General features: G+C 61.8%; 21 protein-coding genes and 1 pseudogene. 11 read left to right on the top strand and 11 right to left on the bottom strand.

Annotated elements, in window-relative coordinates; all coding sequences use genetic code 11:
* Position 1 precedes the first annotated feature (1 nt).
* From AC244_RS23650 to AC244_RS23660, 3 genes are read right to left on the bottom strand one after another with little or no spacing between them, the layout of a single operon-like run.
* Positions 2-649: an HAD family hydrolase gene (locus tag AC244_RS23650; RefSeq protein WP_053251272.1), complete on the bottom strand. Its 648-nt coding sequence runs from the start codon at positions 647-649 to the stop codon at positions 2-4.
* Positions 646-1,899, bottom strand: a complete 1,254-nt coding sequence (locus AC244_RS23655) for a Tm-1-like ATP-binding domain-containing protein (RefSeq protein ID WP_053251273.1) — start codon at positions 1,897-1,899, stop codon at positions 646-648. Before AC244_RS23655 ends, AC244_RS23650 begins: the two co-directional genes overlap by 4 nt.
* Entirely contained in the window at positions 1,899-2,681 is a 783-nt protein-coding gene (locus AC244_RS23660; protein WP_053251274.1) for an IclR family transcriptional regulator, read from the bottom strand. The genes AC244_RS23655 and AC244_RS23660 overlap by 1 nt, the downstream gene beginning before the upstream one ends.
* A gap of 307 nt (positions 2,682-2,988) precedes the next feature.
* On the opposite strand from AC244_RS23660, the gene AC244_RS23665 reads away from it, so the two are divergent.
* Positions 2,989-4,440: an APC family permease gene (locus AC244_RS23665; RefSeq protein ID WP_053251275.1), complete on the top strand. Its 1,452-nt coding sequence runs from the start codon at positions 2,989-2,991 to the stop codon at positions 4,438-4,440.
* 59 nt (positions 4,441-4,499) lie between these two features.
* Positions 4,500-5,978: an aldehyde dehydrogenase gene (locus tag AC244_RS23670; protein WP_053251276.1), complete on the top strand. Its 1,479-nt coding sequence runs from the start codon at positions 4,500-4,502 to the stop codon at positions 5,976-5,978.
* 326 nt (positions 5,979-6,304) lie between these two features.
* Here AC244_RS23670 and AC244_RS23675 read toward each other — a convergent pair whose 3' ends face one another.
* Positions 6,305-6,817 (bottom strand): flavin reductase, encoded by a 513-nt coding sequence (locus AC244_RS23675; RefSeq protein ID WP_053251277.1) that lies wholly within the window; start codon positions 6,815-6,817, stop codon positions 6,305-6,307.
* Positions 6,818-6,827: 10 nt separating this feature from the next.
* Complete coding sequence (locus AC244_RS23680; RefSeq protein ID WP_053251278.1) at positions 6,828-8,390, bottom strand: 4-hydroxyphenylacetate 3-hydroxylase N-terminal domain-containing protein; 1,563 nt, start codon at positions 8,388-8,390, stop codon at positions 6,828-6,830.
* Between the two features lie 95 nt (positions 8,391-8,485).
* On the opposite strand from AC244_RS23680, the gene AC244_RS23685 reads away from it, so the two are divergent.
* The 3 genes from AC244_RS23685 (at position 8,486) to AC244_RS23695 (ending at position 10,937) form a co-directional block, all read left to right on the top strand.
* On the top strand, positions 8,486-9,367 hold the full coding sequence (locus tag AC244_RS23685) for a helix-turn-helix domain-containing protein (protein ID WP_053251333.1): 882 nt from the start codon (positions 8,486-8,488) through the stop codon (positions 9,365-9,367).
* 492 nt (positions 9,368-9,859) lie between these two features.
* Positions 9,860-10,249, top strand: a complete 390-nt coding sequence (locus AC244_RS23690) for a hypothetical protein (protein WP_053251279.1) — start codon at positions 9,860-9,862, stop codon at positions 10,247-10,249.
* Positions 10,250-10,376: 127 nt separating this feature from the next.
* Complete coding sequence (locus AC244_RS23695; protein ID WP_053251280.1) at positions 10,377-10,937, top strand: type 1 glutamine amidotransferase domain-containing protein; 561 nt, start codon at positions 10,377-10,379, stop codon at positions 10,935-10,937.
* A 105-nt stretch (positions 10,938-11,042) separates the two neighbouring features.
* Here the strand turns inward: AC244_RS23695 and AC244_RS23700 are convergent, their stop codons facing one another.
* Together AC244_RS23700 and AC244_RS23705 are read right to left on the bottom strand one after the other, a co-directional pair.
* Positions 11,043-12,050: an alpha/beta hydrolase gene (locus tag AC244_RS23700; RefSeq protein WP_053251281.1), complete on the bottom strand. Its 1,008-nt coding sequence runs from the start codon at positions 12,048-12,050 to the stop codon at positions 11,043-11,045.
* Positions 12,051-12,198: 148 nt separating this feature from the next.
* Positions 12,199-13,005 (bottom strand): alpha/beta fold hydrolase, encoded by an 807-nt coding sequence (locus tag AC244_RS23705; RefSeq protein WP_053251282.1) that lies wholly within the window; start codon positions 13,003-13,005, stop codon positions 12,199-12,201.
* Positions 13,006-13,242: 237 nt separating this feature from the next.
* Between AC244_RS23705 and AC244_RS23710 the strand changes: the two genes are divergently transcribed.
* The 4 genes and pseudogenes from AC244_RS23710 to AC244_RS23725 form a co-directional block, all read left to right on the top strand.
* Entirely contained in the window at positions 13,243-14,733 is a 1,491-nt protein-coding gene (locus AC244_RS23710; protein WP_053251283.1) for a sensor domain-containing diguanylate cyclase, read from the top strand.
* A 308-nt stretch (positions 14,734-15,041) separates the two neighbouring features.
* Positions 15,042-16,286 (top strand): flavin-containing monooxygenase, encoded by a 1,245-nt coding sequence (locus AC244_RS23715; protein ID WP_053251284.1) that lies wholly within the window; start codon positions 15,042-15,044, stop codon positions 16,284-16,286.
* Positions 16,287-16,491: 205 nt separating this feature from the next.
* Positions 16,492-16,944, top strand: coding sequence for a lipocalin-like domain-containing protein (locus AC244_RS23720; protein ID WP_053251285.1), 453 nt, complete (start codon positions 16,492-16,494; stop codon positions 16,942-16,944).
* 32 nt (positions 16,945-16,976) lie between these two features.
* Positions 16,977-17,337, top strand: a pseudogene (locus AC244_RS23725) (thiamine pyrophosphate-dependent enzyme); the annotation flags it as partial.
* Between the two features lie 172 nt (positions 17,338-17,509).
* Here AC244_RS23725 and AC244_RS23730 read toward each other — a convergent pair.
* Entirely contained in the window at positions 17,510-17,851 is a 342-nt protein-coding gene (locus AC244_RS23730) for a GFA family protein (protein WP_053251287.1), read from the bottom strand.
* A gap of 447 nt (positions 17,852-18,298) precedes the next feature.
* Here AC244_RS23730 and ggt point away from each other — a divergent pair, with 447 nt between their 5' ends.
* Positions 18,299-20,044: a gamma-glutamyltransferase gene (gene ggt / locus AC244_RS23735; protein WP_053251288.1), complete on the top strand. Its 1,746-nt coding sequence runs from the start codon at positions 18,299-18,301 to the stop codon at positions 20,042-20,044.
* Positions 20,045-20,107: 63 nt separating this feature from the next.
* Here the strand turns inward: ggt and AC244_RS23740 are convergent, their stop codons facing one another.
* The gene (locus AC244_RS23740; protein ID WP_053251289.1) at positions 20,108-21,001 is read right to left on the bottom strand and encodes a LysR substrate-binding domain-containing protein; all 894 of its coding nucleotides are present in this window, start codon (positions 20,999-21,001) and stop codon (positions 20,108-20,110) included.
* A gap of 98 nt (positions 21,002-21,099) precedes the next feature.
* Here AC244_RS23740 and AC244_RS23745 point away from each other — a divergent pair, with 98 nt between their 5' ends.
* A complete protein-coding gene (locus AC244_RS23745; protein WP_053251290.1) occupies positions 21,100-21,849 on the top strand; it encodes a sulfite exporter TauE/SafE family protein in 750 nt (249 codons plus the stop codon).
* Between the two features lie 8 nt (positions 21,850-21,857).
* On the opposite strand, the gene AC244_RS23750 is transcribed toward AC244_RS23745, so the two are convergent.
* Positions 21,858-23,252: a CehA/McbA family metallohydrolase gene (locus AC244_RS23750; RefSeq protein WP_053251291.1), complete on the bottom strand. Its 1,395-nt coding sequence runs from the start codon at positions 23,250-23,252 to the stop codon at positions 21,858-21,860.
* Positions 23,253-23,267: 15 nt separating this feature from the next.
* Entirely contained in the window at positions 23,268-24,368 is a 1,101-nt protein-coding gene (locus tag AC244_RS23755; protein ID WP_053251292.1) for an ABC transporter ATP-binding protein, read from the bottom strand.

Consider the following 24,368-nt stretch of genomic DNA (forward strand, 5'->3'; position numbering starts at 1 on the left):
TTCAAATGCCGAGCATCCGGAGGGCTCTGGCGTAGCTTTCTGCGGGTCTGGTGACATCGAAATGCACATTGGGAAGAGACACTGCCTCGGCGCCCTCGATGTTCTTCTTCTGGTCGTCGACGAAGACACAGGCCTCTCGCGGCAGGCCGAGTTCGGAAAGCACGAGTTCGTAGGCCTGTGGATCCGGCTTCAATATTCCGGTGTAGGTGGCATCGACGATGACGTCGAAAAGCTCGATCAGCGGGAAACGTTTGCGAAACTCCACGCCGTAGAAGAGGTCGAGTTCGTTGGAGAGAATGGCGAGCCTGATGCCGGCATTCTGCGCCCGCAGGATCGCATGGCGCGCTTCCGGGCGCAGCACCAGCTCCGGCTCGGCGCCGCGGGCGCGCTGGACGAAGGTCTTCATATCCCTCCAGTCTTCGCCGACGAGGAGCCCGACCTCACGTGTGCGCTCCATCCAGTAGTCGCGTTCGGTGATTTCGCGTTTTTGCATCGAGACCCAGAGCGGATCGGACGCCGTGTCGAACGGTCCCCGCCAGGTCAGGCTGCCTGGGGCAAGGCCGAGCGCGCGCTCGGTGACGTCGTGGGTTTCAAACAGGGTGCGGGTGACGACGCCGCCGAAGTCGAGGATGAGGGCCCGGTCCGTCACGGGCGGCCTCCGGGGATGACACCGCGGGCGATCCAGTCGTCGAAGATGGCGAGCGCCATCGCGGAGAACTCAGGTGCGTTGATGTGGCTGTCGATTTCGTGAAGGCTGACGGATGGCGGCACGGCGCGGCGCATCTCGTCGATAAAGGCGTCGAGTGCCTCCGGTTCGTGCAGCGGCTCTTCCGGCTTGTCCCATTCCTGAATGCCCTTGAGCGGCAGGATGAAAGCGACTTCGGCGCTCGTGTCGGCGAGTTTGCCGCCGATGATGCGCGCGATCTCGCGCCGGCCTTCCGGAGATGTCGTCACCGAACCGAGCAGCCGGTTGTGGGCATGGTAAGGCCGATCCGCGAAAGCAGCGGGCAGCGCCTGCCAGGCGGGCAGGTCGACCATGTCGACTGCTCCCGGCGCAACGAGTTGCGGAATTCCGGCGCGTCCGGCATTTTCCAGGCGATCGGGACCGGAGGTGACGACGGTGCCATGGTGATGGTTGCTGACCTCCTGGATGCAGAAGTCGAAGACGGCGGTGAAGCCGTTTTGTGCGGCAATCGCCTCGAAGGCGCGGCCGCCCATGCCGGTCGCGTGAAACACCGCGACGTCATAGCCGCGTCGTTCCAGCTCGGGCTTCAGGTATTTCATGTATTTGAGGCAGCTTGACCCGAGCGAGGTCATGCCGATCAGCGGACGATCCTTGTCCGGCCTGGTGCCGAAACGCGCGGCCCCGACCACGGCGCCACAGGCCTGCGAAAGCACCGACCGGCAAATGCCGTTGAGCCCGTAAAGCCCCCCGGCCCACAGGATCATCATCAGATCAGGCGCGATGCGCTCGGGCGGCAGCAGATGCGAATAGGCGATTGTCGAGACGACGAATTTCGGCACGCCGAGCGGCAGGGCTGCCGCAACATCGAGCGCCAGATCGGTGCCCATCGAACCGCCGAGGATGATGACGCCATCGGCCTGCCCCGCATCGTGGAGAGTGCGGGCAAGGGTTGCGGCACCCTTGGCCATCAGCGCCATCGCGCTGTTTTCGTCGCCGCTCGCGGCAATCGCTGTAATCGACGTGCCGGCCGCCTCGGCGATATCGTGGCGCGAATATTCCGGTGCATAGGGTGGGTCACCGAGAATGCTGACGTCCATCATGACAGGCAGGCCGCCTGCCTCGCGGATGACCGACGCCATGAATTGCAACTCTTCGCATTTCGTGTCTCCCGTTCCCACGACGAGGATATTGGGTAGACGGTTCATCGCATTCATCAGCCGGCCCTCCTTGCCAGCGGATTGGCAGTCGCCTGCTCCAACCCAAAGAATTTCTCAGAGATGCGTTTGGCGATCGCTGCCGTTGCCGGCCCGAGTTCAGCGATCGTATCGGCATTTGCGCGCACCTGCGGTGCCGCGACAGCGATCGCGCCGATCGGCATGCTGTTCGGCGCGCGGATGGGGGCGGCGACGCTGATGACCCCGCTCTCAAGCCCCTGCTGGCTGATGGAATAGCCGCGTTGGGCGGTCTCCGCGAGCAGACGGCGAAGCTCCGTTCTCGACGTGATCGTGTTGTCGGTGAAGGCTTCAAGCGGCCCCGACAAGATATCCTCGACCTGTTTTGGCGGGCAGAAGGCGAGGAAGGCGTGGCCGGAGGCGGTCGCATGGAAGGGCAGCGCGCTTCCGACATCGACGATAACCCGGTGCGCCCGCGGCGAATCTTCCACGTGAACGGTCGACAGTCGGCCGGCGACGAATTCCGAGAGATGCACGGTCTCGCCTGATGCGTTGGCAAGCTCTTTTACAAACGGAATCGCGAGCTTGAGAAAGGGAAAGCGCGCTTCCCGAATGCGGGCAAGCCGGACCGGCGCGCCGCCGATGCGATAACGCTTGGTGTCCGGATCCTGTTCGACGAATCCATGTCTTTCAAGCTCGACGAGAAAGCGCCGCGCCGTCGCCTTGTCGAGCGCGCAATGCCTGGCGATGTCGCTCAAGCCCACTTCTTTGTCCAGCCGCGAGATCGCGTCCAAGAGGGTCAGTGCCTTACCGATGGTGCTCATCCAGTCCTCCGTCGCCGAGCGCCGCCGCAAGTGATCCCGATGCCTGTTCCCCTGATTTCCGGGCGGTTTAACCGCCCGTATCGTGTCTTTATCCGGCAGAGATACTTAACATGCGAAATAACTTGACAGGTTGCCGTGCCATTTGCAAGTCTATATTTGAAGCAACGGTTTGAATATTGAACCGAATATTGCGCGCGGCCAAGAACAAAAAGCAACGCGGTCCGCAGCAGCTTCGCGGAGGATGCCTTTGGAGAGATGGACCTGAGGCAAAGGCAAATAGTGCAAAAAAAAGGGGAGCTAAGAAGCTATGGACAATCAATCGTCGCCCGTAACCGGCGCGAACCAGCTGCGCAAGAATGCGCTCGGGGTCGGTGCCGTCACATTTCTCGTGGTATCGGCCGCAGCGCCGCTGACGGCGGTTGCCGGCGGCGTGCCGCTGGCAATGCTGCTCGGTAACGGCGCCGGCATTCCCGGCACGTTTCTGCTGGTCACGCTGATCCTTTTGATGTTTTCGATCGGCTACGTGGCCATGGCGCGGCATATCCGCAACGCCGGCGCCTTCTACGCCTATACCGCGCAAGGGCTGGGTGGGTTGATGGGCGGTGCTGCGGCGATGATCGCGATCCTTGCCTACAACGCCATGCAGATCGGCGTCTTCGGCCTGTTCGGTGCCGCAACCGCAGGCCTCTTTGCCGGCCTCGGTATCGACCTGCCCTGGTGGGTCTGGACCTTTATCGGTATCGCCATCGTCGGCGTTCTCGGTTACCGCCGTGTCGACCTGTCGGCGAAGGTGCTGACCGTGCTGGTCATTCTCGAATATCTCGTCGTGCTGGCCATCGACGTGGCGATCATCGCCAAGGGCGGCGACAGCGGTCTGACGATGACGTCCTTCACGCCTTCGGCCCTCATGTCCGGGTCTCCCTCGATCGGCATCCTGTTCTGCTTTGCAGCCTTCATCGGCTTCGAAGCGACGACGATCTACAGCGAGGAAGCCCGCGATCCCCACAGAACCGTGCCGCGTGCGACCTATATCTCCGTGCTGATCATCGGCGTGTTCTACATGCTGACATCCTGGCTGATGGTGAATGCGGCCGGTGCCGACGAGCTGGTGCCGGAACTGCAGGGTTTGGCCGACCCGACGACCTTCCTCTTCGGCCTGGCGGAGCGCTATGCCGGCGGCTGGCTGCCGCCGATCATGAATGTACTCTTCGTCACCAGCCTGTTTGCCGGCGTGCTGGCGTTTCACAATGGTGTCGCCCGGTATCTCTATGTGGCCGGTCGTGAGCGCCTGCTGCCGGCGTCCGTTGGCGTCACCCATCCGGTCTATCATAGCCCGCATGCCGGTTCGGTCATCCAGACGATCACTGCAGCGCTCGTCGTTGCGCTGTTTGCAGCAACGGGACAGGATCCGGTGCTGGCGCTGTTCTCGTGGCTCACCAATGTCGGCACGCTCGCCGTCATGGTGCTGATGGCCTTTACCGCCTTTGCCATCGTCGCCTTCTTCAACCGCAATCCGGGGCTGGAATCGAATACGCTCGTGACCAAGATCATCCCGGTCGTGACAGGCGTCATCCTGATTGCGGTGATCATCGCCATAACAATCAACTTCGGTGATCTCGCCGGAGCGACGGGCTTGCTCGCCGTCTTCCTGCCCGGACTTGTCGTGATTGCCGGCGTCATCGGACTTGCGCTGGCGGCGATGCTCAAATCGGGCCGACCGCTCGAATTTGCCCGGCTTGGCGCCGGCCAGGAGATCTGATCCGATAGGGGCGGCCGAGCAATCGGCCGCCCCTTCGCCTGACAAATGGAACGGGAAACATGCAGGAAAAAATCGACCAGTTGCGCTACGATCTGGTGCCGCCGCAAAAGCTCTTCATTGGCGGCAATTGGCGCGAGGCCCGGTCCGGCAGGACGCTCGATGTCATCTCGCCGATCGACGGGACGCGGCTGACGACCATCGCCGATGCCGATGTCGACGACGTCGATGCCGCTGCGCTTGCCGCCCGGGCGGCCTTCGAAAAAGGCACGTGGTCGAGGGCCGCACCGGCGGAGCGCAAGAAAGTGCTTCTGCGCGTCGCCGAACTCATCGAGAAAAACGCGCTCGAGCTTGCCGTTCTCGGCGTGCGCGACAATGGTACCGAGATTTCGATGGCGCTGAAAGCGGAGCCCGGCAGTGCCGCTGGCACCTTTCGCTACTATGCCGAGGCGATCGACAAGATCTATGGCGAGATCGCGCCGACCGCTGGCAACGTGCTCGGCCTCATCCATCGCGAGCCGGTCGGCGTCGTCGCCGCCATCGTTCCCTGGAATTTTCCGCTGATGATCGGCGCCTGGAAGATCGCGCCAGCGCTTGCGGCCGGCAATTCGGTCATCCTGAAGCCGGCCGAGGGCGCGTCGCTGACCCTGCTGCGGCTGGCTGAACTCTGTGCCGAGGCCGGGCTACCCGAGGGCGTTCTGAACGTCGTGACGGGCAGGGGCGCCATGACCGGCGAGGCGATCGGTCTCCATGCCGAAATCGACGTGCTCGCTTTCACCGGTTCGGGCGGCGTCGGGCGTCGACTGCTGGAATATTCCGCACGCTCCAATCTCAAACGCGTCTACCTGGAACTGGGTGGCAAGTCGCCGAACATCGTCTTTGCCGATACGCCGGATTTGGACCAGGCGGTCAAGGTGTCTGCCTATGGCATCTTCCGCAACTCCGGCCAGGTCTGTGTCGCCGGCTCGCGCCTGCTGGTGGAGCGGTCGATCCACGAAGCCTTCGCCGAGAAGGTTGCCGCGATCGCGGCAAACATAAAGGTGGGCGATCCTCTGATGCTGTCGACGGAAGCCGGCGCGATCGCCAGCCAAATCCAGCTCGAAAAAAACCTCGGTTTCGCCGAGCAGGCGATAAACGAAGGCGCGCGACTGAGGGTCGGCGGCAAGCGTATCCTTGAACAGACGGGCGGCTTCTACATGCAGCCGACGGTCTTCGACGTCGAGCCCGGCATGACACTCGCCAAAGAGGAGGTCTTCGGGCCGATCCTGTCGATCATTCCCTTCGATGACGAGACTGACGCGCTCCGCATCGCCAACGGAACCGAATACGGGCTTGCGTCGGCCGTCTGGACGGCGAACCTGTCGCGGGCGCATCGCATGGTGCGCTCCATCCGGGCCGGCGTCGTCCACGTCAACACCTATGGTGGCGCCGACAATACGGTGCCGCTTGGCGGGGTGAAGCAATCGGGCAATGGCCACGACAAGTCGCTGCATGCGCTCGACAAATACACCGACCTCAAGACCGCCTGGATCCAGCTCTAAGCGCGACAGGCAAACGCCATCAAAACAAAACGGGCCGGAGTTCAACTCCGGCCCGTCAGACTGCTGACAGAGTCAATACCAGGAATTGCCTCAGCGTTAGCCGGGTTCGCCCTCATTCCTGTGCCTGTCACAGGAATCTAGCCAGTCCAAGTCCTTGGGCTGAAAGGTCTTTTGACCTGACGGATGTCAGTTCGGATTCCGGCACAAGGCCGGAATGAGGGAGAACTGGACGAGCCTCCCGGCAGACAGGCATTCTCAAGCTTTGTCATCATGCTTCACGGGCCGGAGTTGAACTCCGGCCGGTTTCGTTTCTACCCTTCGGTATCCTATCCGCCGAAGCTTCCGAGCTGTGTTGGCACGTGCACGTAGTTGCGGTCGAAGTAGAGAAGCGCGTTGCCGTCGCTGCGCGACCTTATGCCGACGACCCGGCCGACCAGGATGTGGTGGGTGCCGAGCAATCTCGCTTCCGCCAGCTCACAATCGAGCGAGACGATCGCATCCTTCACGGCGAGACTTCCCGATTTCATTTCCACCCAGTCGGCGGCGGCGTAGCGCGCCGCCATGTCCTGGGTCGCGCCGGCGAAATGCCCGGCAAGCTCGGTGTGGTCGTGGCTGAGCACGTTGACGCAGAAGCGCCGGTTCTCGATGAACAGGCCGCATTGCGTCGAGTTGCGGTTCATGCAGACGAGCAGGCTCGGCGGATCGTCGGTGACCGAGCACATTGCCGTCGCCGTAAACCCGCCGCGCCCGGCGGGTCCGTTGGTGGTGACGACATTGACGGGTGCGCAGACGCGCGCCATCGCGTTGCGAAATTCGGTCTTGGAGACAACCGTTTCCATGGTGACTGCCTCACTCGGCCGCATTGCGGATTGGCGCTTCGGCACAAAGCGGCGGCAGCCAGGTGTCGCCGGTCCAGCCATGCTGGTCGTAGTCGCTCATGCAGGTGTCGACGAGCGCTTCCATTTCCTTCAGCCGTCCGCCGCGTTCGGCGCCCTTCAGCACCTGTAGCCGGACTTCTTCAGGGGCGCCGGCATAGTTGAGCTCATAAAGCGCATGGCGCCCGCCAAACTCGGTGCCGGTCGCATCCCAGAGTAGCTTCATGATCTTGATGCGCTCGACATGGCCCATGTCGTTGGAGCCGCGGACATATTGCGCGAGGTAACGGTCGATCTCGCCATTGCCGAAATCCCTGGCCGACGACGGCAGGTAGATGAGGCCAGAGGCGACGACCCGGCGAATGGTATCGACCACCCGCGGATAGGCCTCCGACATGAAGGTCCGATAGGAAAGTGCAGCCTCGAGATTGGGCAGAACGGCGCCATCCGCCCAGGGAATCGGGTTGTAGGCCATGGCATTGGAAAAACTCCAGAACATGTGCCGGAGCGCGATGACCTCGCCAAGCGCTGCCTGGTTACCGCGGAAGGCGTCGCCGCCGGTTGCCCGAAGCGCCTTGGCAAGCAGGCCGGCAAGGAAGTCGAGCTTGACGGCAAAGCGAGTGCAACCCTGGAAGCAATAGCCGTGCATGAAACCCGATGCCGGATGAAACGAAAGGATCTTGGCGGCATCGCGCAAAACAAGCACGTCTTCCCAGGGCACGAAGACGTTGTCGAGCACCAGGATGGCATCGTTTTCGTCGAACCGCGACGACAGGGGGTAGTCGAAGGGGTGCCCGACCGTGTTGGCCGTCTGCTCGTAGGAAACGCGGCAGAACATCTTGATGCCCGGCGCATTCATCGGGACGATGAACATCACCGAGAGCGACGGATCCTCGGTCACCGTCGCCGAACTCTGGGCAAGGAAATTGTAGTGCGTCAGTGCCGACGAGGTCGCCACCACCTTGGCGCCGGAGACATAGATGCCGGCATCCGTTTCCTTGGTGATATGAACGAAGACGTCCTTGACCGCATCGGCCGGTTTGTGCCGGTCGATGGGCGGGTTGACGATCGCATGGTTCATGAACAGCGCCGCTTCCTGGGCGCGGCTGTGCCAGGCGAGCGCATTGTCCTTGAAGGGGCCGTACCACGCGGCGTTGGCGCCAAGCGTGTTCATCAGCGCCGCCTTGTAATCGGCCGTGCGCCCCATCCAGCCATAGGACATGCGCGCCCATTCGGCGATGGCGCCCTGCTGGGCAACGAGGTCGGTAGACGATCGGGCGACACGGAAATATTTGTGCGTGTAGCCACCGGAACCCGTGTCGGTTGGCGAGGTCAGGATATCCTTCTTCGTGGGGACGTGGAGGGCATCATAGAGCCTTGCCAGCGATCGCGCGGAATTGCGCATGGCCGGATGCGTGGTCACATCGGCGATGCGCTCGCCGTTGATATAGACCTCGCGACCGTCACGCAGGCTTTCGAGGTATTCGGCTCCGGTAAAAGGGCGCGCCTTGTCGGCGCGAAAGTCCTCAGCTCTCATGGTTCTCCTCCTTGAGTTTCGTCAAGACTAGGCATTGATTGTCGAGGCCGCCATGGACAGAATGACAAAATGACTTGTACTTTTTCGGGTGGTTCATGGCCGACGGCATTCCAAGTTTCTTTGTCTACGGAGAACCGGAACAACAGCTCGAACCCGGGTTCTTTCACGTCGAAACGGTGATGGCCCGGCGTGGGCTTCATCAAGGGCAGGTCAAGGCCCACAAGCATGATCAACTTGCCCAGGTGACCTATTGGTTCCGCGGCCGTGGAACATATTTCATCGAAGACAAGGTATTGGACTTTTCCGCGCCGGCCGTCAGCTCTGTTCCGAGCGGCATCGTGCATGGGTTCTCTGTCGAACCACTGGAAAGCGACGCCATCGTCATTTCGATTGCCGACGGCCTGATGCTGTCTGCCCGGGAGAGAACAGTCCTGGCGATCGATGCGCCGATCATGGTTGCTGGCACGAGGGACGACAGGCAATGGCAGCGCCTGTCGCAGCTGATGGACATGATTGCGGAAGAGTACGGGACAGGCGCTTTCGGCACCCAGTCGATGATGGCATCGCTCGCATCGGCGATCCTGACGCAGATCGCCCGCCTTGCCTCGTTGGCGCCGTCACCATCGCAGTCGCCCGACGTGATGCTCGCGACGCAGTTGCGTCGTATGATCGACGCGCATTTCCGTGAGAACTGGAGTGTAGGGCGCTACACCGATGTGCTCGCGACCACCCCGCATCTGCTGGCCAAGGCCAGCAATGCGGCGTTCGGAATGCCGGTGAAGGAACTGATCAACGAGCGCCGGCTGCTTGAGGCCAAACGCCTGCTGCTCTTCACCGTGCGCTCGCTTGAGGATATCGCCTATGAGATCGGTCTGAGGGATGCCGCCTATTTCTCCCGATTCTTCCGTTTGCGCACCGGCATGGCACCGAGCGACTGGCGTCGGCTCAAGCTGACAGAGGCGGTTGTGCCATCCTGAGTGGCCAGCGCAGTTGCGGCTCTGCAATGCGGTATGATGGGATGGCGAGAGGAAAGGTCTCTACGGGAACATGCCAGCAAACCCATGTTGACCAGGCGGACCAAACAATTTCCGGGATAACGACGATTGGATCTTGAAAAGCCGGGGGCCATGACTATTTAGGTCATCACTACCCGTATCGATGGCGTCCTGCAGCGGCTATGCCCGCGCGTTTGACGTTGTCCGGGTCAAGAAAGGGCGCTCCCCGTCAAGGGTCGAGCGCCTTTTCTATTTCAGGGCTCTCCCAGGAGATAGGGCGGTGGCGGCAGGTACTGCCGGTCGTCGGCCGATAATCAGTGCCGAGGTCTCGAGACGTTGGCCGCTCGGTGCGCTACCTTGCGTTTCCAAACACCGGTCTGAAGTGTGATGGAACAAACGCGCTTCCGGTGTATTGTTGTTACGGGAGGCCTCAAGATGTCACTCCGTCATCCGAGAAGCAGACGCTCTTCCGCAATGCTGTTGCCAACCGCGCAATGGCCACGCCACGCGGCGGCATCCCAGGCGCGCCGTGCCTGGCTCGATGCGCTCTTGGGCCGGCCAGAGCCGGACGATCGGGTGTTGCGCGAAGCCCAGGTGGCCGATGCAGGCGATGGACAAATTGTCAGCGCCGGGATCTATGTTGATGAAGCGACAACGGTGAACCGCCAGCCGCGTCCTCACGATTACAGTGCGGCAAGATCGGAGCCCGCATTGGCATCAACCGCCGACGTCGATGCCACCGGCGGCTCGCTTTGGAACTCTATCCTTGGCGAGGACACGACCCACGGCATGCAGCGCTTCGCCAGGTTGATCGCCCTTTTCATCCTTCTTTGCGGAGTGGTGTTCTGGTTGCTGACACCGTGAAGGCGTTTGCCGAAGGGGCGTAGCATCCAAGCAACCTTCGCTTGCTCCCGGCAAATCCCCGTGAGGGAACCATTCCATCCGCAGCCGGTTTTTCCTCCGGGCTCACAAACCGAGAAAGGACTTGGCCATGCCATCGATCGACACCGCCAGAATTCTCATTCTCGCAACCGACGGCTACGAGCGTTCGGAGCTGCGTTTGCCGCGCGACGAACTGTCAAAACGCGGCGCCAAAGTGACGATCGCATCGCTGGAAAAACGTGCCATCAAGAGTTGGGACAAAGGCGATTGGGGCGACACCGTCGATGTCGACCTGACGGCGAAGGACGTTTTCGTTCGCGACTTCGATGCTCTTGTGCTGCCCGGCGGGCAAATCAACCCTGACCTGTTGAGGAAGGACCCCGATGCGATGCGCGTCGTCACCGATTTCGTGCAGTCTGGCATGGTGGTGGCAGCCATCTGCCATGCCCCGTGGCTCCTTGTCGAAGCCGACGCTTTGAAAGGGCGCAAGGCGACGTCCTATGCCTCGATCCGCAAGGACGTTGAAAATGCCGGCGCGCAGTGGGTCGATGCAAAGGTCGTCTGCGATCATGGCATCGTTACCTCCCGATCGCCCGATGATCTCGACGCCTTCGTCGCCAAGATCGTCGAGGAGATCGAAGAAGGGCGCCACGATCGGCGTGCCGCTTGAGGGTGAGAGAAACGGGGACGACCTCATCAGGCATCCCTGATCACAGCTTATCGAGGCACTACGGCCGGCCTGAGTTTCCCGCCGGCCGGACCCCGTTGCTGCCGACTACTGTAGCGCCTTGGCTAGGAACGGCAGGCTGACATCCATGCGGTAATCGACCGAGTTGTGATTGTCCTCGAACTCCTCATAGGTGTGTTCGATGCCGAGTTCCTTCAGCGTCCGGTGGATGCGGCGATTGCCGTAGAGCAGATTGTACTGATCCACTGTGCCGCAATCCAGGTAGAAAGCCTTGAGCTTGCCGATGTTGTGTCCGTGGGTTTTTGCCAGTTGCACGGGATCGCACGCCATCCAGTTCTTCCAGCGGTCCTCGATCAACTCGCAGGTTTCCAGATCGACCGGAAGCCGCAGCCCCTTGAAGACCTCGAGGTCGGGATCGGGGTCGTAGCTTGCCGCCTGGGCGAGGACAAGCAGGACCGGGATGTCCTCGTCGGCATGTTTCTGCCGCGCCTCATAGGCTCGGAACCAGTTTTCGATCGACAGGCCATGCCGCGCAAGGGCGCGCAGAACCATGGGAAAGTCGGCGGCCATCAGGTCGAAGCCGGCGTCTCCCGAATGGCTTGCGGCCGCAGCCCAGATGTCGGGCCGCCGGAAGGCATGGGAAAACGCGCCGTAGCCGCCCGAGCTTTTTCCGAAAACGCCGCGCCGTCCCGTGCCACCGCAGCCAAAGCGGGTTTCGACCGCCGGAAGCATCTCGTCGATAAGGAAATCTTCCCAGCGTCCGACGACCGAGCTGTTGACATATTGGTTGCCTCCGAGCGAGGTGAAGCAATCGGGAAAGGCGACGGCCACCGGCGGCATCTGTCCGGTCGCAATCAACCGGTCCAGGCGCTCCGGGACGTTCTCGAAGAAGGCTTTCCAGGCGGTGTGCAGCGGGCCACCTGCGGTAAAGCCGACAAGATCGACGAGCAGCGGCAGGCCGGCGCCATCGTGGTTTGCCGGAATATAGACGTCGACGTCCCGTCGGCTTGGGTCCCCGAGCCTGTTGCTGCGCAGAACATCGCTGTCGATGCTGAGACGGGACACCGAACCCTTCGGGTAATCTGACTTCTGCATTGTTTCCTCCTGGTCGCTCGCCGGTTGTACCGTTCGAAGTCGAAGTGGGCCACCGGTTTCGTCTGTGTAAAGCTCTCTCTTCGGCAAACGCCGTTTGGGAAATCGGCAAACTGTCTGCGATTCGAACTGTGGGGCAAGGAAGGTTGGGCTAGCGCAAGATACCCTTCAGGAAGGTGAGCACGGCCTCATTGAAAACAGCGGGGCCCTGCAATGGCGCAAAGTGGCTGAGACCGGGAAGAACGTGAAGTGTTGCGTCAGGTAGCGTGTCGGCGAGATAGCCCATGTGCTCCCGCTTGATGAATTCGTCATGCTCCCCAAGAACGACGGCCACCGGGACAGAGATGCCGGCAAGTGCGGCCGCCGACAGGTTCGGCTGTGTGCGCTGCATCGCTTCGACAGCTTCGGAAAGCGCATCGAAATCGCCTGGCGTGGCCGAGAGTGCGGCATAGTCCTTCTGGTGTTGTTGCCAGATGCGGCCGATGATCGGCGTGAACTCGAACGGCTTGGTGCCCGTGTTGTCAACGTTGCAGGCGAAGAAGAAAATGCCGGCGACGCGCCCGGGTGCTTCCTGCGCAAGGATGAGGCCGGTATCGGCGCCATCGCTCCAGCCGACGATCGCGGCCTTGTTGACTTGCAGTCGATCCATGACGGCGCGGGTATCGGCGGCCATCAGCTGGTAGCTGTATTCACGCGCGTCTCGCGTGCTGCGGCCGTGGCCGCGGCTGTCGATGACGATGGCACGATAGCCGGCTTCGACGATCGCCGGAGCCTGATAGCCCCAGTTTCCGCTGTTTCCCATGCCGCCATGCAGCAGGATCACCGCCGGCCCGGAACCGTGGGATGCATACCAGATACGTGCGCCTTCATTGTCGATGAAGCCCTGTTCGTCCGCCCCTGGAAGCGGTGGAATGCCATGGCTTTCAAGGTAGGTCAGATCATCGTCGCGAAATACCATGGACATCTCCCATTCTGCTCCTGCGTGAACGCCTTGAAATAGAGACCGCCGCGATGGCCGCAAGGGTCGTTCGCCCGTGCCGCCCCCGTTGGCCTCTGTATGCTGCCGATAACGAAGATGCGAAGTGATCCGCGGTTGAGGATTTACGTATCTTTACTTAAAGAGCATTAGACTGCTGTCAAAGGCGATGCGCCTTTGCATGGAACCCTCTCCCCCGCCGACTGAGATGGAACAGTAATGACAGGTCCTTCCGACACCAACATTTTTGATCTGGCGCCAATCGCAATGTGGATTGAGGATTTCAGTGGGGTCAAAGCGCAGTTCGATCGCTGGCGGGCCGAAGGCGTGGCGGATATCCGTGCCTTTCTCAAGCAAGATCTTACTCGTGTCGCCGCATGCTCCGGCCAAATTCGTGTGCTTCAGGTCAACCGCCGCACACTGGACCTGTTCGAAGCCAGGGATCTCGATCATCTCTCGGCCAACCTGTCGAAGGTCTTTCGTGACGAGATGCTGGAAAGCCACGTCAACGAGCTTGCCGAATTGTGGGAAGGAAAGACCGAGTTCAGCAGCAGCGCGGTCAATTATACTCTATCCGGCCGCAGGCTGGACATTCAGCTGCGCGGTTCCGTCCTGCCCGGATACGAAAATACGCTCGGGCGGCTGTTGCTGACGACGGAAGATGTCACGGCGCGCGAGGAGGCGCGGCGCAAGGAACGGGAGAACCGGCGCTATGCGGAAGGTATTTTCGCACATTCGCCGGTGTCGCTGTGGGTGGAGGATTTCAGCCGGATAAAGGTGCTGCTCGAGGACGTCCGTGATCGCGGGATCGTCGATTTTCGCGTCTTCACCGACGTCCATCCGGAGTTCGTGCGCCAATGCATGAGCGAGATCAGGGTCATCGACATCAACCAGGCGACGCTCGACCTGTTCTGCGCGCCCGACCGGAACACGCTGCTGCAGCGTCTCGGCGATATCTTCCGCAATGAGATGGAGAAGCATTTCCGCGAGCAACTGATCGAGCTGTGGAACGGCAATCTTCTGCACCACCGCGAGGTGGTCAACTATGCGCTCGATGGATCCGAGCGCCACGTCCTGCTGCAATTCTCCGTTCTTCCGGGGCATGAAGCCGACTGGTCCCTTGTCCAGGTGGCGTTGACCGATATCACCGCGCGCAAGAAGGCTGAGGCCTATCTCGAATATCTCGGCAAACATGATGTGCTGACCAAGCTGCACAACCGCGCCTTCTACATGGACGAACTGAACAGGCTCGAGCGCAAGTCGCTCCGGCCGGTGTCGGCCATCGTCATCGACCTTGACGGCCTGAAAGCAGCCAACGACCAGCTCGGCCACGATGCCGGCGATGCCCTCTTGCGCCGGCTCGGCGAAGTGTTGAACGGTGCGGTATCGCAGCCCAACCATGCCGCCCGCATCGGCGGCGACGAGTTCGCCATATTGATGCCCGGCGCTGACCGGCAGGCGGTGGCAACGATGGTCGAGACCATCAACGAGTTGTTGAAGATCAACAACCAGTTCTATTCCAACGCTCCCATCAGCATATCGCTCGGCGCGGCAACCAGCGAAGCGGGTGAAACGATGGAGGCGCTGGTCAAGCGTGCCGATTTGAGCATGTACGAACAGAAGCGGGCTCGATACGCCGAGCAGGAGAGCCGCGACGCTCAGAGCGGAAAGGCGGCCGGCGAGCGCGGCAGCGCCGCATCGGCGGCCTAGCGCCGCTTCCACAAGGCTGTCGGACAGGCGAGCCGTCCAGGGGCGTGTTCTGCCGACCCGTCTCCTTTACGCCACTTCCGACCTCCGCTCGGAATGACGGGAGTGTCGCGTCTCGACCCAATGGCGGACGTTCAGTTGACAGACGTCCATAGAGGCGCGGCTTACACGACACGCGACATCCCAGTCAGCGCCTCGCCAACTGCCGTGGTCTTCGATTTTGTCATGCGTGAGATCAACGCCGTACTGGAAAGCTGACGATTTTACTGATTTCACAAAGTGCAATAGCGTGACAGTCAGAGGGGAGCGTAATGACCAGCGGAACGGACATTCTCGATGCCGTCGTCATCGGTGCCGGTTGGGCGGGGCTGGGCGTCAGTCATGCGCTGTCGCAGCGCGGCTTGCGCCATAGAGTGTTGGAGCGCGGTCGCATCGGCGAGACTTGGCGAACCCAGCGCTGGGACTCCTTTCGGATAAACACACCTAATAGCCAAACGGTCATGCCCGGAGACACCTATGTCGGCCCCGATCCCGACGGTGCAATGACAAGCGACGAGTTTGTCGCGCTGTTGGAGGACTATGCCGGCCGGCATGGCCTCCCGGTGGAAACCGGTACGCCCGTGACCGACCTTGTTGCGAGCGATGGTCTTTTCCGGCTGGCCCTTCCGCGCGGCCCTCTGTGGGCGAGGAATGTGGTGATCGCCAGCAGTAACCAGAATTGCCCGTCACGCCCGCCTTTCTCTGCTTTGTTGCCGCCCGAAGTCCAACAGATTGATGCATCGGCCTACCGCAACGCATCTGGTCTCGACAGTGGAGCCGTGTTGGTGGTCGGTAGCGCCCAGTCGGGCGGCCAAATCGCCGAGGACTTGGTCCAGGCGGGGCGAACGGTGTTTCTTGCAACGAGCCGAGTCGGCCGGCTGCCCCGAATGTACCGAGGTCGTCACATCTCGGTCTGGATGGTTCTTAGCGGACTGATCGATGTGACGCGCAGGGAAATTCTTCAACAGGGGCCCATCCCTGGAAGGCCGCTGACAGGAGCGCTCCATACGATCAGCCTGCAGTCCCTCAGTGCGCAAGGCGTTGTCTTGCTGGGTCGGCTCACGGGCGTCGACGACGGCCGTCTCTCGTTCAGCGACGATGCAGAAGAGCATATTCGCCTTGGAGACGAGGGCTCCGCCAGAGTTCGAAGCCAGATCGACGAGTTTATCGCGCGCAACGGGATCGATGCCCCCGAGGCTGAGCCGGACCCGGCGGAGGTGATAGGCGCGCTTCTGCCGAATCCACCGGTCCGGTCAATTGATCTTGCCGCGCGGGGGATCACAACGGTGATCTGGTGCACAGGGTTCAGAGGGGATTTCGGGTGGGTGTGTGTTCCCAATGTGCTCGATACACAAGGCCAACCATTGCACGAGAACGGGTTCGCGGGCGTCCCTGGCGTGTATTTTGCCGGCCTGCCTTTCGCGATCTCGCGACGGTCGGGCACAATATTGGCAATCGCGGAGGAAGCAGCCCTGTTGGTCGAAGATATACAGCATCGTTTAGACACCTGCCTCTGACGTCCCGATTCAGTGATGCCGACTCTAAGCGAATATTATTCGGTAGGCGGCTTCCTTCTCTCGCGAGATTCAAGCCATTAACGTGAATGGCCGCTGAGGGCCGATACTGTTGATTTATGCTAATGTCTCAGGTGAAAATTGTGAGGCTTGATCTCGTTCGCCAGCCGACCTCATCGGAGTTGCCGAGGAATGGTGGAGAATTGCAATGGCCCAAGATATATCGGCCAAGCCGCTCACACGCGACGTCATTCTTGGAAGCTGGAGGATGACGTCTTGGGTTACGAGAGACGTTGCAACTGGTGAGCGACGAGACGCACTGGGTGAGATTCCTTGCGGCGCGGTCGTCTATACACCTGAGCGCGTCACGTTCCTTATCCTGAAGAACAATCGCAAGCGGCCCGAGCGGTTGCCGCCATTGGACGAAGAGAAGATCGCGTTGTTCGACACGATGTTCGCCTATTCGGGCAGCTATACGGTTGAAGCAGATCGGGTCATCCATCATGTCGACATGAGCTGGAACGAGGCATGGAGCGGCACGGACCAGGTGCGGTTTTGTACGGTCGATGAACATACTTTGACCTACACTTCCGCCCCTGGTAAAAATCCGTTTGACGGGCGCGAGGTTGTCCATGAGGTGACCTACGAACGAGAGAGGTGACCCACGAGTTAGCTCTGCTGGCAGCAGGCATGATCCCGACCAGCGGTGCGATCGCATACCCAGATCGGAAAGTTTTCAATCTCCAAGCAGATGGAAGCGCCATGTATACCGTGCAGGGGCTGTGGACACAGGCTCGCGGGACGCTCGACGTCGTAACGATTATTTTCTCAAATCGCTGTTACGCCGTCCTGCATGCCGAGATGCGGAATGTCGGCGTTGAGGTGATTGGAGAGAACGCACGGCGGATGCTGGACCTTGATGTTCGATTGGGTCTCGATTGCACGAGGCATGGGGGTTGAAGCGGCCCGTGCGCAATCCTGCGAGCAGTTTGGCGATCTCCTCGACAGTGTACTGACGCGCCGCGGACCGTTTCTCATTGAAGCGGTCATTTGACTTCGACTCGGACAGCGTTCAGAGCACAAAAGTCTGCCTTGGCTCTATCCAGACTTCTAAGACTGTCCGTAGAAGGCCGAGTGAGCAGCATAGGAAATGCGCCAAGCTCTCGTCGAGCGACCGCCTCGGGCCGATAGAGACTTGGAACTGATCTCAGGGTGGGGCCGCCCGTCTACCAGCTGGCGCCGTCGATCAGCCGGTGCGGAATGTCTTCCCAGACGGAGCGATCGAACAGGCGCATGTTCACACCCATGCGTGTCGCATCGGCACCGATGGGCGACCAGTGCGTGGTGCAGCCGCAGGTGCCGCAATGGTGCATCGTCAAGGTGGCGTCGCCTTGGACGTAGCCGACGAGCTTGCCCTGCGGGTCGCTGATCGACACCTCTTCGGCGTCATAATAACCCCAAAGCGTGCCCAGCCGGGAGCACAGCGAGCAGTTGCAGCTGCCGAGCGTGTCGGGTCGGACACGGACGGAAAGGCGAACTGACTTGCAATGGCAATGACCCTCGATCATTCGACCTTCTTCCCGTTGATTTTCTTCGCCAGACATCCGGTTTCGGATGTTGCCAGATCCCAGGATCGAACTGTCACAGCCATGGCTGATCATGGCAATGGTAAAAATTTGGAGGCTGTGACGACGCGGTCACCGGCAAGCATCTTGGTTTGCCGCGACCCGGTGCTCGCTGCCACAGAGCGGCTACCATTTGCTGGCCAACTGTAGGTCGACCGCGTTTGCACTCGACTTGTTCGCCTGCCACGATGTTCAGGCAGCGATTGCCCGTGCCGGCCGTGCATGTCTATACTCCGGGTAAGGCTTCAATATCTGAAGAGAGCCTGCGCCCGCTCGATGGCCGGACCCTTGCCCGCCGACTGGTGCCTGGTGCCTTCGCGAACTCCGATGCCGCCGCCCTCGATCGAGGGCGTCATTTGCCAGCAAAACCTCTTGTTGCGGGAGAAAAGCATGCGCAGTTCCTGCCTGAATGTCCTGTCCTTCGCCCTGATCGCCGCACTCAGCACGGTTTCTCCGTCGGCCGTCAAGGCCGCGTCGCCGGAACCCGTCAAGGCCGAGCACGGCATGGTCGTCACCGCCCAGCACCTGGCGTCCGAGATCGGCGTAGAGGTCTTGAAAAAAGGCGGCAACGCCGTGGATGCGGCCGTAGCCGTCGGCTACGCGCTTGCGGTCGTCTATCCGACCGCGGGCAATATCGGCGGCGGCGGCTTCATGACGATCCGCTTCAAGGATGGCAAGACCACCTTCCTCGACTTTCGTGAGCGCGCGCCTGCTGCGGCGACCAAATCGATGTACCTCGATGACAAGGGGCAACTCGTCAAGGGCCTGAGCACCGAAGGGTATCTGGCTGTTGGTGTTCCGGGGCCAGTGCTGGGGTTCGAAGTGGCGCGCAGCCGCTACGGCACGCGTCCGCTGAAGGAACTGATCGCGCCCGCCATCACGCTTGCCAAGGACGGTTTCCGGCTGGAGCAGGGCGACGTCGATTCCTTTGATGGCAAGACCGAGAGACTGGCCAAGGACCCGGCAGCAGCGGCGATCTTTCTGAAAACCGACGGCAAATCCTTTGCCGTCGGTGAGACGCTGGTGCAGGCGGATCTCGCCGCTTCGCTTTCAAGCATTTCCGAAAAGGGAACCGACGCCTTCTACAAGGGGGCAATCGCCGACGCCATCGTCAAGGCAAGTGCTGACAAGGGCGGTATCCTCGCCAAGAAGGATTTCGAGCAATACGCCGTGCGCGAACTGGAGCCGGTCAAATGCAACTATCGTGGCTATGACATCGTCTCTTCGCCGCCGCCATCGTCGGGCGGTGTCATCATCTGCGAGATCCTCAACATTCTCGAGGGCTATCCGCTCTCCTATCTCGGTTACGGCTCGGCCGAGACCGTGCATGCGATGATCGAGGCGATGCGCTATGCCTCTGTCGATCGCAATACGACGCTCGGCGATCCAGATTTCGTCGAGAACCCGGTCGCCAAGCTGCTCGACAAGGCTTACGCCGCCGAAATTCGCGGCAAGATCGATCCGTTCAAGGCGGGCGTTTCGCAAGCGCTGATGCCGGAGGGGGTCGGCGAAAGCAAGGAGACGACCCACTATTCGATCATCGACGACGAGGGCAATGCGGTTGCCGTCACCTATACGCTGAACGGGTCGTTCGGCGCGGGCGTGGTTGCGCCGGGAACCGGCATTCTGCTCAACAACGAGATGGACGATTTCACCGCCAAGCCGGGCGCGCCCAATCTCTATGGGCTCGTCCAGGGGGAGGCGAACGCGATCGCTCCGGGCAAGACGCCGCTGTCATCGATGAGCCCGACCATCGTTTCCAAGGACGGCAAGCCGTTCATGGTGATCGGCAGTCCGGGGGGAGCGCGCATCATTACCATCACGCTCGAGGCAATCCTCAACGTGATCGATCATGGCATGAACATTCAGGAGGCCGTCGACGCGCCGCGCATCCATCATCAGTGGCTGCCGGACAAGGTGTTCATGGAGCCCTACGCACTCTCGCCTGATACACGTAAGCTTCTGTCGACGATGGGCCATGACGTACAGATCGACAAGAGTTGGACCATCTGGGGACAGGCGACCGGCATTCTCGTCGGTGGCGAAGGTCTGGCCGAAATTACGGCTGGTGGCGGTGCCCGTTACAACGGCGCGGCCGACAGTCGCATCGGCGCGGGTGCGGCCAGAGGTTACTGATCGATGCGTTGATAAGTTGGCGGTCGCCTGGTTGGGCGACCGGCGAGCGGGTCTGCCTCGACGTCAGTCCGGCTTGAAGTTGCCGAGGTGCGCGACCAGGTCGCGGGCGAGCGGCGAGAGGTCTTCGTCCGGCCGCAGGCAGATCGACAGGTGACGTGTCGCCCATTTGTCGGTCAGGCGGACGGCGGCAATCGCCGTCGTGCGACGGCATCGACGCGCGGCTGTCTGCGGGACGATGCCGACACCGACATCCTGCGCGGCCAAGCGGCAGACGCCCTCGAAGCTGCGGACCCGCAGACGGAAGTTCATTCGACGGCCGATGCGGGCCGCCTGGCCCTCGATATGGTCCTGCAGGGCGCTGCCTTCCGCGAGGCCGACGAATGCGTGGTCGAGCAGATCCGTGAAGTCGATTTGCCGGTAGTTTGCGAAGGCATGATCCTTTGCGACCACGGCACCCAGTCGGTCTATCGCGAAGGGGGTCAGCCGCAAGCCTGTCGCGTCGACGGCGTCCGAGATAATGCCGATCTCGGCCAGACCGCCCGAGACGGCCTTTGCGATGTCCGAGCTCTGGCGCTCCTTGAGGTCGATATCGGTCTGCGGATGGGCTCGAAGCCAGGGGCCGAGACGGTCCGGCAGGAACTCGGTGATCGCGGCGGTATTGGCGAGAAGGCGAATGCTCGCCCGCAATCCCCTGGCGTATTCGCCAAGTTCGCCATGCATATGCTCCATCTGACGAAGGACGAGCCGGGCATGGTGGGCGAGCGCGTCGCCGGCCGCGGTGGTCGATACGCCTCTGCGGCCGCGCGCCAGAAGCTGCACGCCGCCCTTGTCCTCCATGCCGCGCAACCGCTCGCTGGCGGCGGCCAAGGAGAGGTTTGCGGCCTGGGCGCCATGGGTGATGCTGCCGGCCTCGACGACGGCAAGAAACAGGCGAAGGTCGATTAGATCGAAGCGCATGCCGGACACGATAGCGGCAAGTCTGCCTTCGGTACAGCCGAAGTCTGCCTGCGGATCATCCGCATTGCGCTTTGCTAATGCGTCATGCCTTTAGAGCCATGATCGAACTATCCACATGGCTTGTCAGTGCAATCGCGACGACCTTCTTCCTCGCCGGCGTGGTCAAGGGTGTGACGGGCATGGGGCTTCCCACCGTCGCCATGGGCGCACTCGGCGCATTGCTGTCGCCGATAACAGCCGCGAACCTGCTGATCCTGCCGTCCCTCATGACGAATGTCTGGCAGCTGCTTGCCGGCCCCGCCTTCCGCCCGCTCCTGCTGCGGCTCTGGCCGATGATGCTGGCGATAGGCATCGGTACCATCCTTGGCACGGCTCTGTTGGCGCGCGGCGATACGGTGCTTTCAACAGCCATGCTGGGCGGGGCGCTTGTCGTCTATGCCGGATATACGCTGATTGCCCGGCCGTTCGCCGTGCCGGCGAGGGTCGAGGCTTGGCTGTCGCCGCCAATCGGCATGATAACGGGCGTGGTCACCGTCTGCACCGGTGTCTTCGTCATGCCGGCGGTGCCCTATCTGCAGGCCCTTGGCCTGGAAAAGGAGGACCTGATCCAGGCGCTCGGCCTCTCCTTTACCGTGTCGACGATGACGCTTGCGGCAGGTCTGTTGTGGCGTGGAGCGTTGGAGGCCGACAACCTGCTGCTGTCAGCACTTGCCATCGTGCCGGCGCTGGCCGGCATGTGGGCAGGGCAGGTGATCCGCCGTCTGGTCAGCCCGGCCACGTTTCGGCTGTGGTTCCTGATCGGCTTGCTGTTTCTCGGCGCGGAGCTGGCCTTACGACCCTTTCTCTAGGTTCCGGATCACACCACATAGATCGGATTGCTGATGGCGCGGCGCACGGTCTGCTGCTGGAGTTCCACCTCGGTCAGTTGCCAGGGCAAACCGCCGCCAAGGGCTGCAGTGAAATCGCCGATCAACTGCGGCCGGCTTTTCTCCGCCGCGATCTCGGCGCGCAGGAACAGGCTCGGGCGCCCGGAATATTGTCCGACCCAGTGATCGTCCTCAATGATTTCGTCGGCAATCTGCCCTGACGCGTCGAACCAGAGCAGTCGATCGCCCTTTGCGCCGTTGACCTCGGCCTTTGCCTCTACCGGTCCCCGGACCGTCGAGCCCATCGGTTGACCATCGATCGAAAGGGCCAGATGCGGTCCGCTCGGGCGTTCGGTGATATAGCCGCGCCCGGCCTTCATGGCGGCAAGGATCGCGTCCTCGGAGAGTTCCTCCAGCCAGAGCACGGTTGTCGGTCTTGCAAGCCCGAGCGGCCCTTCCGGCATCAGCCGGGCAGGCTGGTGGAAGTCGCTGCCGCCGATGGCCGAAATCCGCTTTCCCGAAGCGAGCCGTTGCTGATATCGGCCGAGCGATACCCAGTTCCATGCCATCCAATGCGATTGCCAGACCTCCATGCAGTCGATCTCCGGCACGTCGTAATCCCAGGGGATGGTCGGCTTGTCGTGGTTGATCGACAGCAGGCCGCCACGCTCATGCACCATGTCGGCGAGCGTGTGCCCGTGCTCCGGCCTGGTCATGCGGAAATCGATCCAGTCATCGATGCCAAAGACGTTGGCATGGCCAACCGCGGTCGTCACTTCCATGGCGCGCACGAAAACCAGATCCGAAGACGAATTGGGATGGAAGTAGCAGCGTTGGCTGATCGTGTTGTGATCGGCGACGGCGAGAAAGTCGAGCCCGGCCTGCTTGGCGGCGGCATGCAACAACTCGGGCGAACCCGCCGCATCGGAGTGGAAGGTGTGGCAATGCAGGTCGCCGCGATACCATCCGGCCGCCTTCCTGACCGGGAAGGTGCGGGCGGGCTGCGGTTCAAGTCTGCGGGGCGCATTGTCATGGCTGACGGTCAGGGTGACATCGACACCCTCTGGAGGAAGCTTGTAGAGCCCGAGCATGCCCTGCCAGCGACCCGCCGGCATCTCCCCGTGGATATACCCGGGCGTGGCGTCGTCGGTCGCGACAAAAAAGCGGTCGCGGGCGCCGCCGCTCCAGCCGCGAAAGCCGGCGCGGCTCGGGTAGTCGGTCGCCCGCCGATCGAGCACGCCGAGATCGATGATGCAGTCCTCGGCCTTGGCGTAGGCCATGGTGACATCGATGCGCGTCGTGCCCTCGGGCACATCGAAAGGCACATAGAAGTAAGGGTTAGCGGCCTGGTCGGCGCGCGTCACGTGAACGGTGATCGTGGTCATACGCAAGGGTTCTGTCTATTCGCCATGGGCAGGAATGCGGGCGCCGGTGCTGTCGAAAAGCGTGACATGCTCGGCGTCGAAGGACAGTCGCACCGTCTTGTCCACCCGGATCTCGTCGTCGGTGAAGATGCGCGCCGTCACGCGGCCGGCATCTTTGCGCTCGATCGTCACCAGGCTTTCCGGCCCCATGTTCTCGTTGGCGAAGAGTTCGCCGGTGATGACGTTGCTATCGTCGGGGCGGGCAATGCGCAGGTGTTCCGGGCGAACGCCGAGCGTTATCGATTTGGCGCCAACGGCCCTGGCGATGGTGTCGGAAACCGGCAGTGCGGTGACGTCGAGGCCCTCGGCACGTAGCTGCAGCTTGCCGTCGATTATGGCGGCCTGCGCCGGCACGAGGTTCATCGGCGGGTTGCCGACGAAATTGGCGACGAAGGTGGTGGCCGGGCGGCGATAGATCTCGATCGGCGGTGCGAACTGGACGATCCGGCCCTTGTCCATGACCGCGATGCGGGTGGCGAGCGCCATCGCCTCCGCCTGGTCGTGGGTGACGTAGACGGCGGTCATGCCCATGTCGCGCTGCAGGTGATTGAGGAAGCCGCGCGCTTCCAGCCGCAGCTTGGCGTCGAGGTTGGAAAGCGGCTCGTCGAAGAGATAGACCTGGCTCGGATAGACGAGCGCGCGCGCCAGCGACGTGCGTTGCTGCTGGCCACCGGAGATCTGGCTCGGCAGACGCTTCATCAGGTCGCCGATCTTCAAGACGTCGGCGACTTCCCTGGCGCGGGCATGGCGCTTGTCTTCCGCCTCACCGCGCACCTTCAGCGGATAGGCGATGTTGTCGGCGAGGTTCATGTGCGGATAGAGCGCATAGTCCTGAAAGACCATGGAAATCTGCCGATCCTTCGGGTGCAGATAGGTCACGTCCCTGCCGCCGATCAGCACTTTGCCGGAGGTCGGCGTTTCGAGCCCGGCGATCATGCGCAGGCTTGTCGTCTTGCCGCAACCGGATGGCCCGAGCAGGCAGACGAACTCGCCGTCAGCGATCGAGAAGCTGATGTCGGGCAGGGCGTTGAAGGCGCCGAAGCTCTTGGAAACGTTCTGGAATTCGACAGAGGCCAT

It is taken from the genome of Ensifer adhaerens (assembly GCF_001270265.1).
In the GTDB taxonomy this organism is placed as follows: Bacteria; Pseudomonadota; Alphaproteobacteria; order Rhizobiales; family Rhizobiaceae; genus Ensifer; species Ensifer adhaerens_B.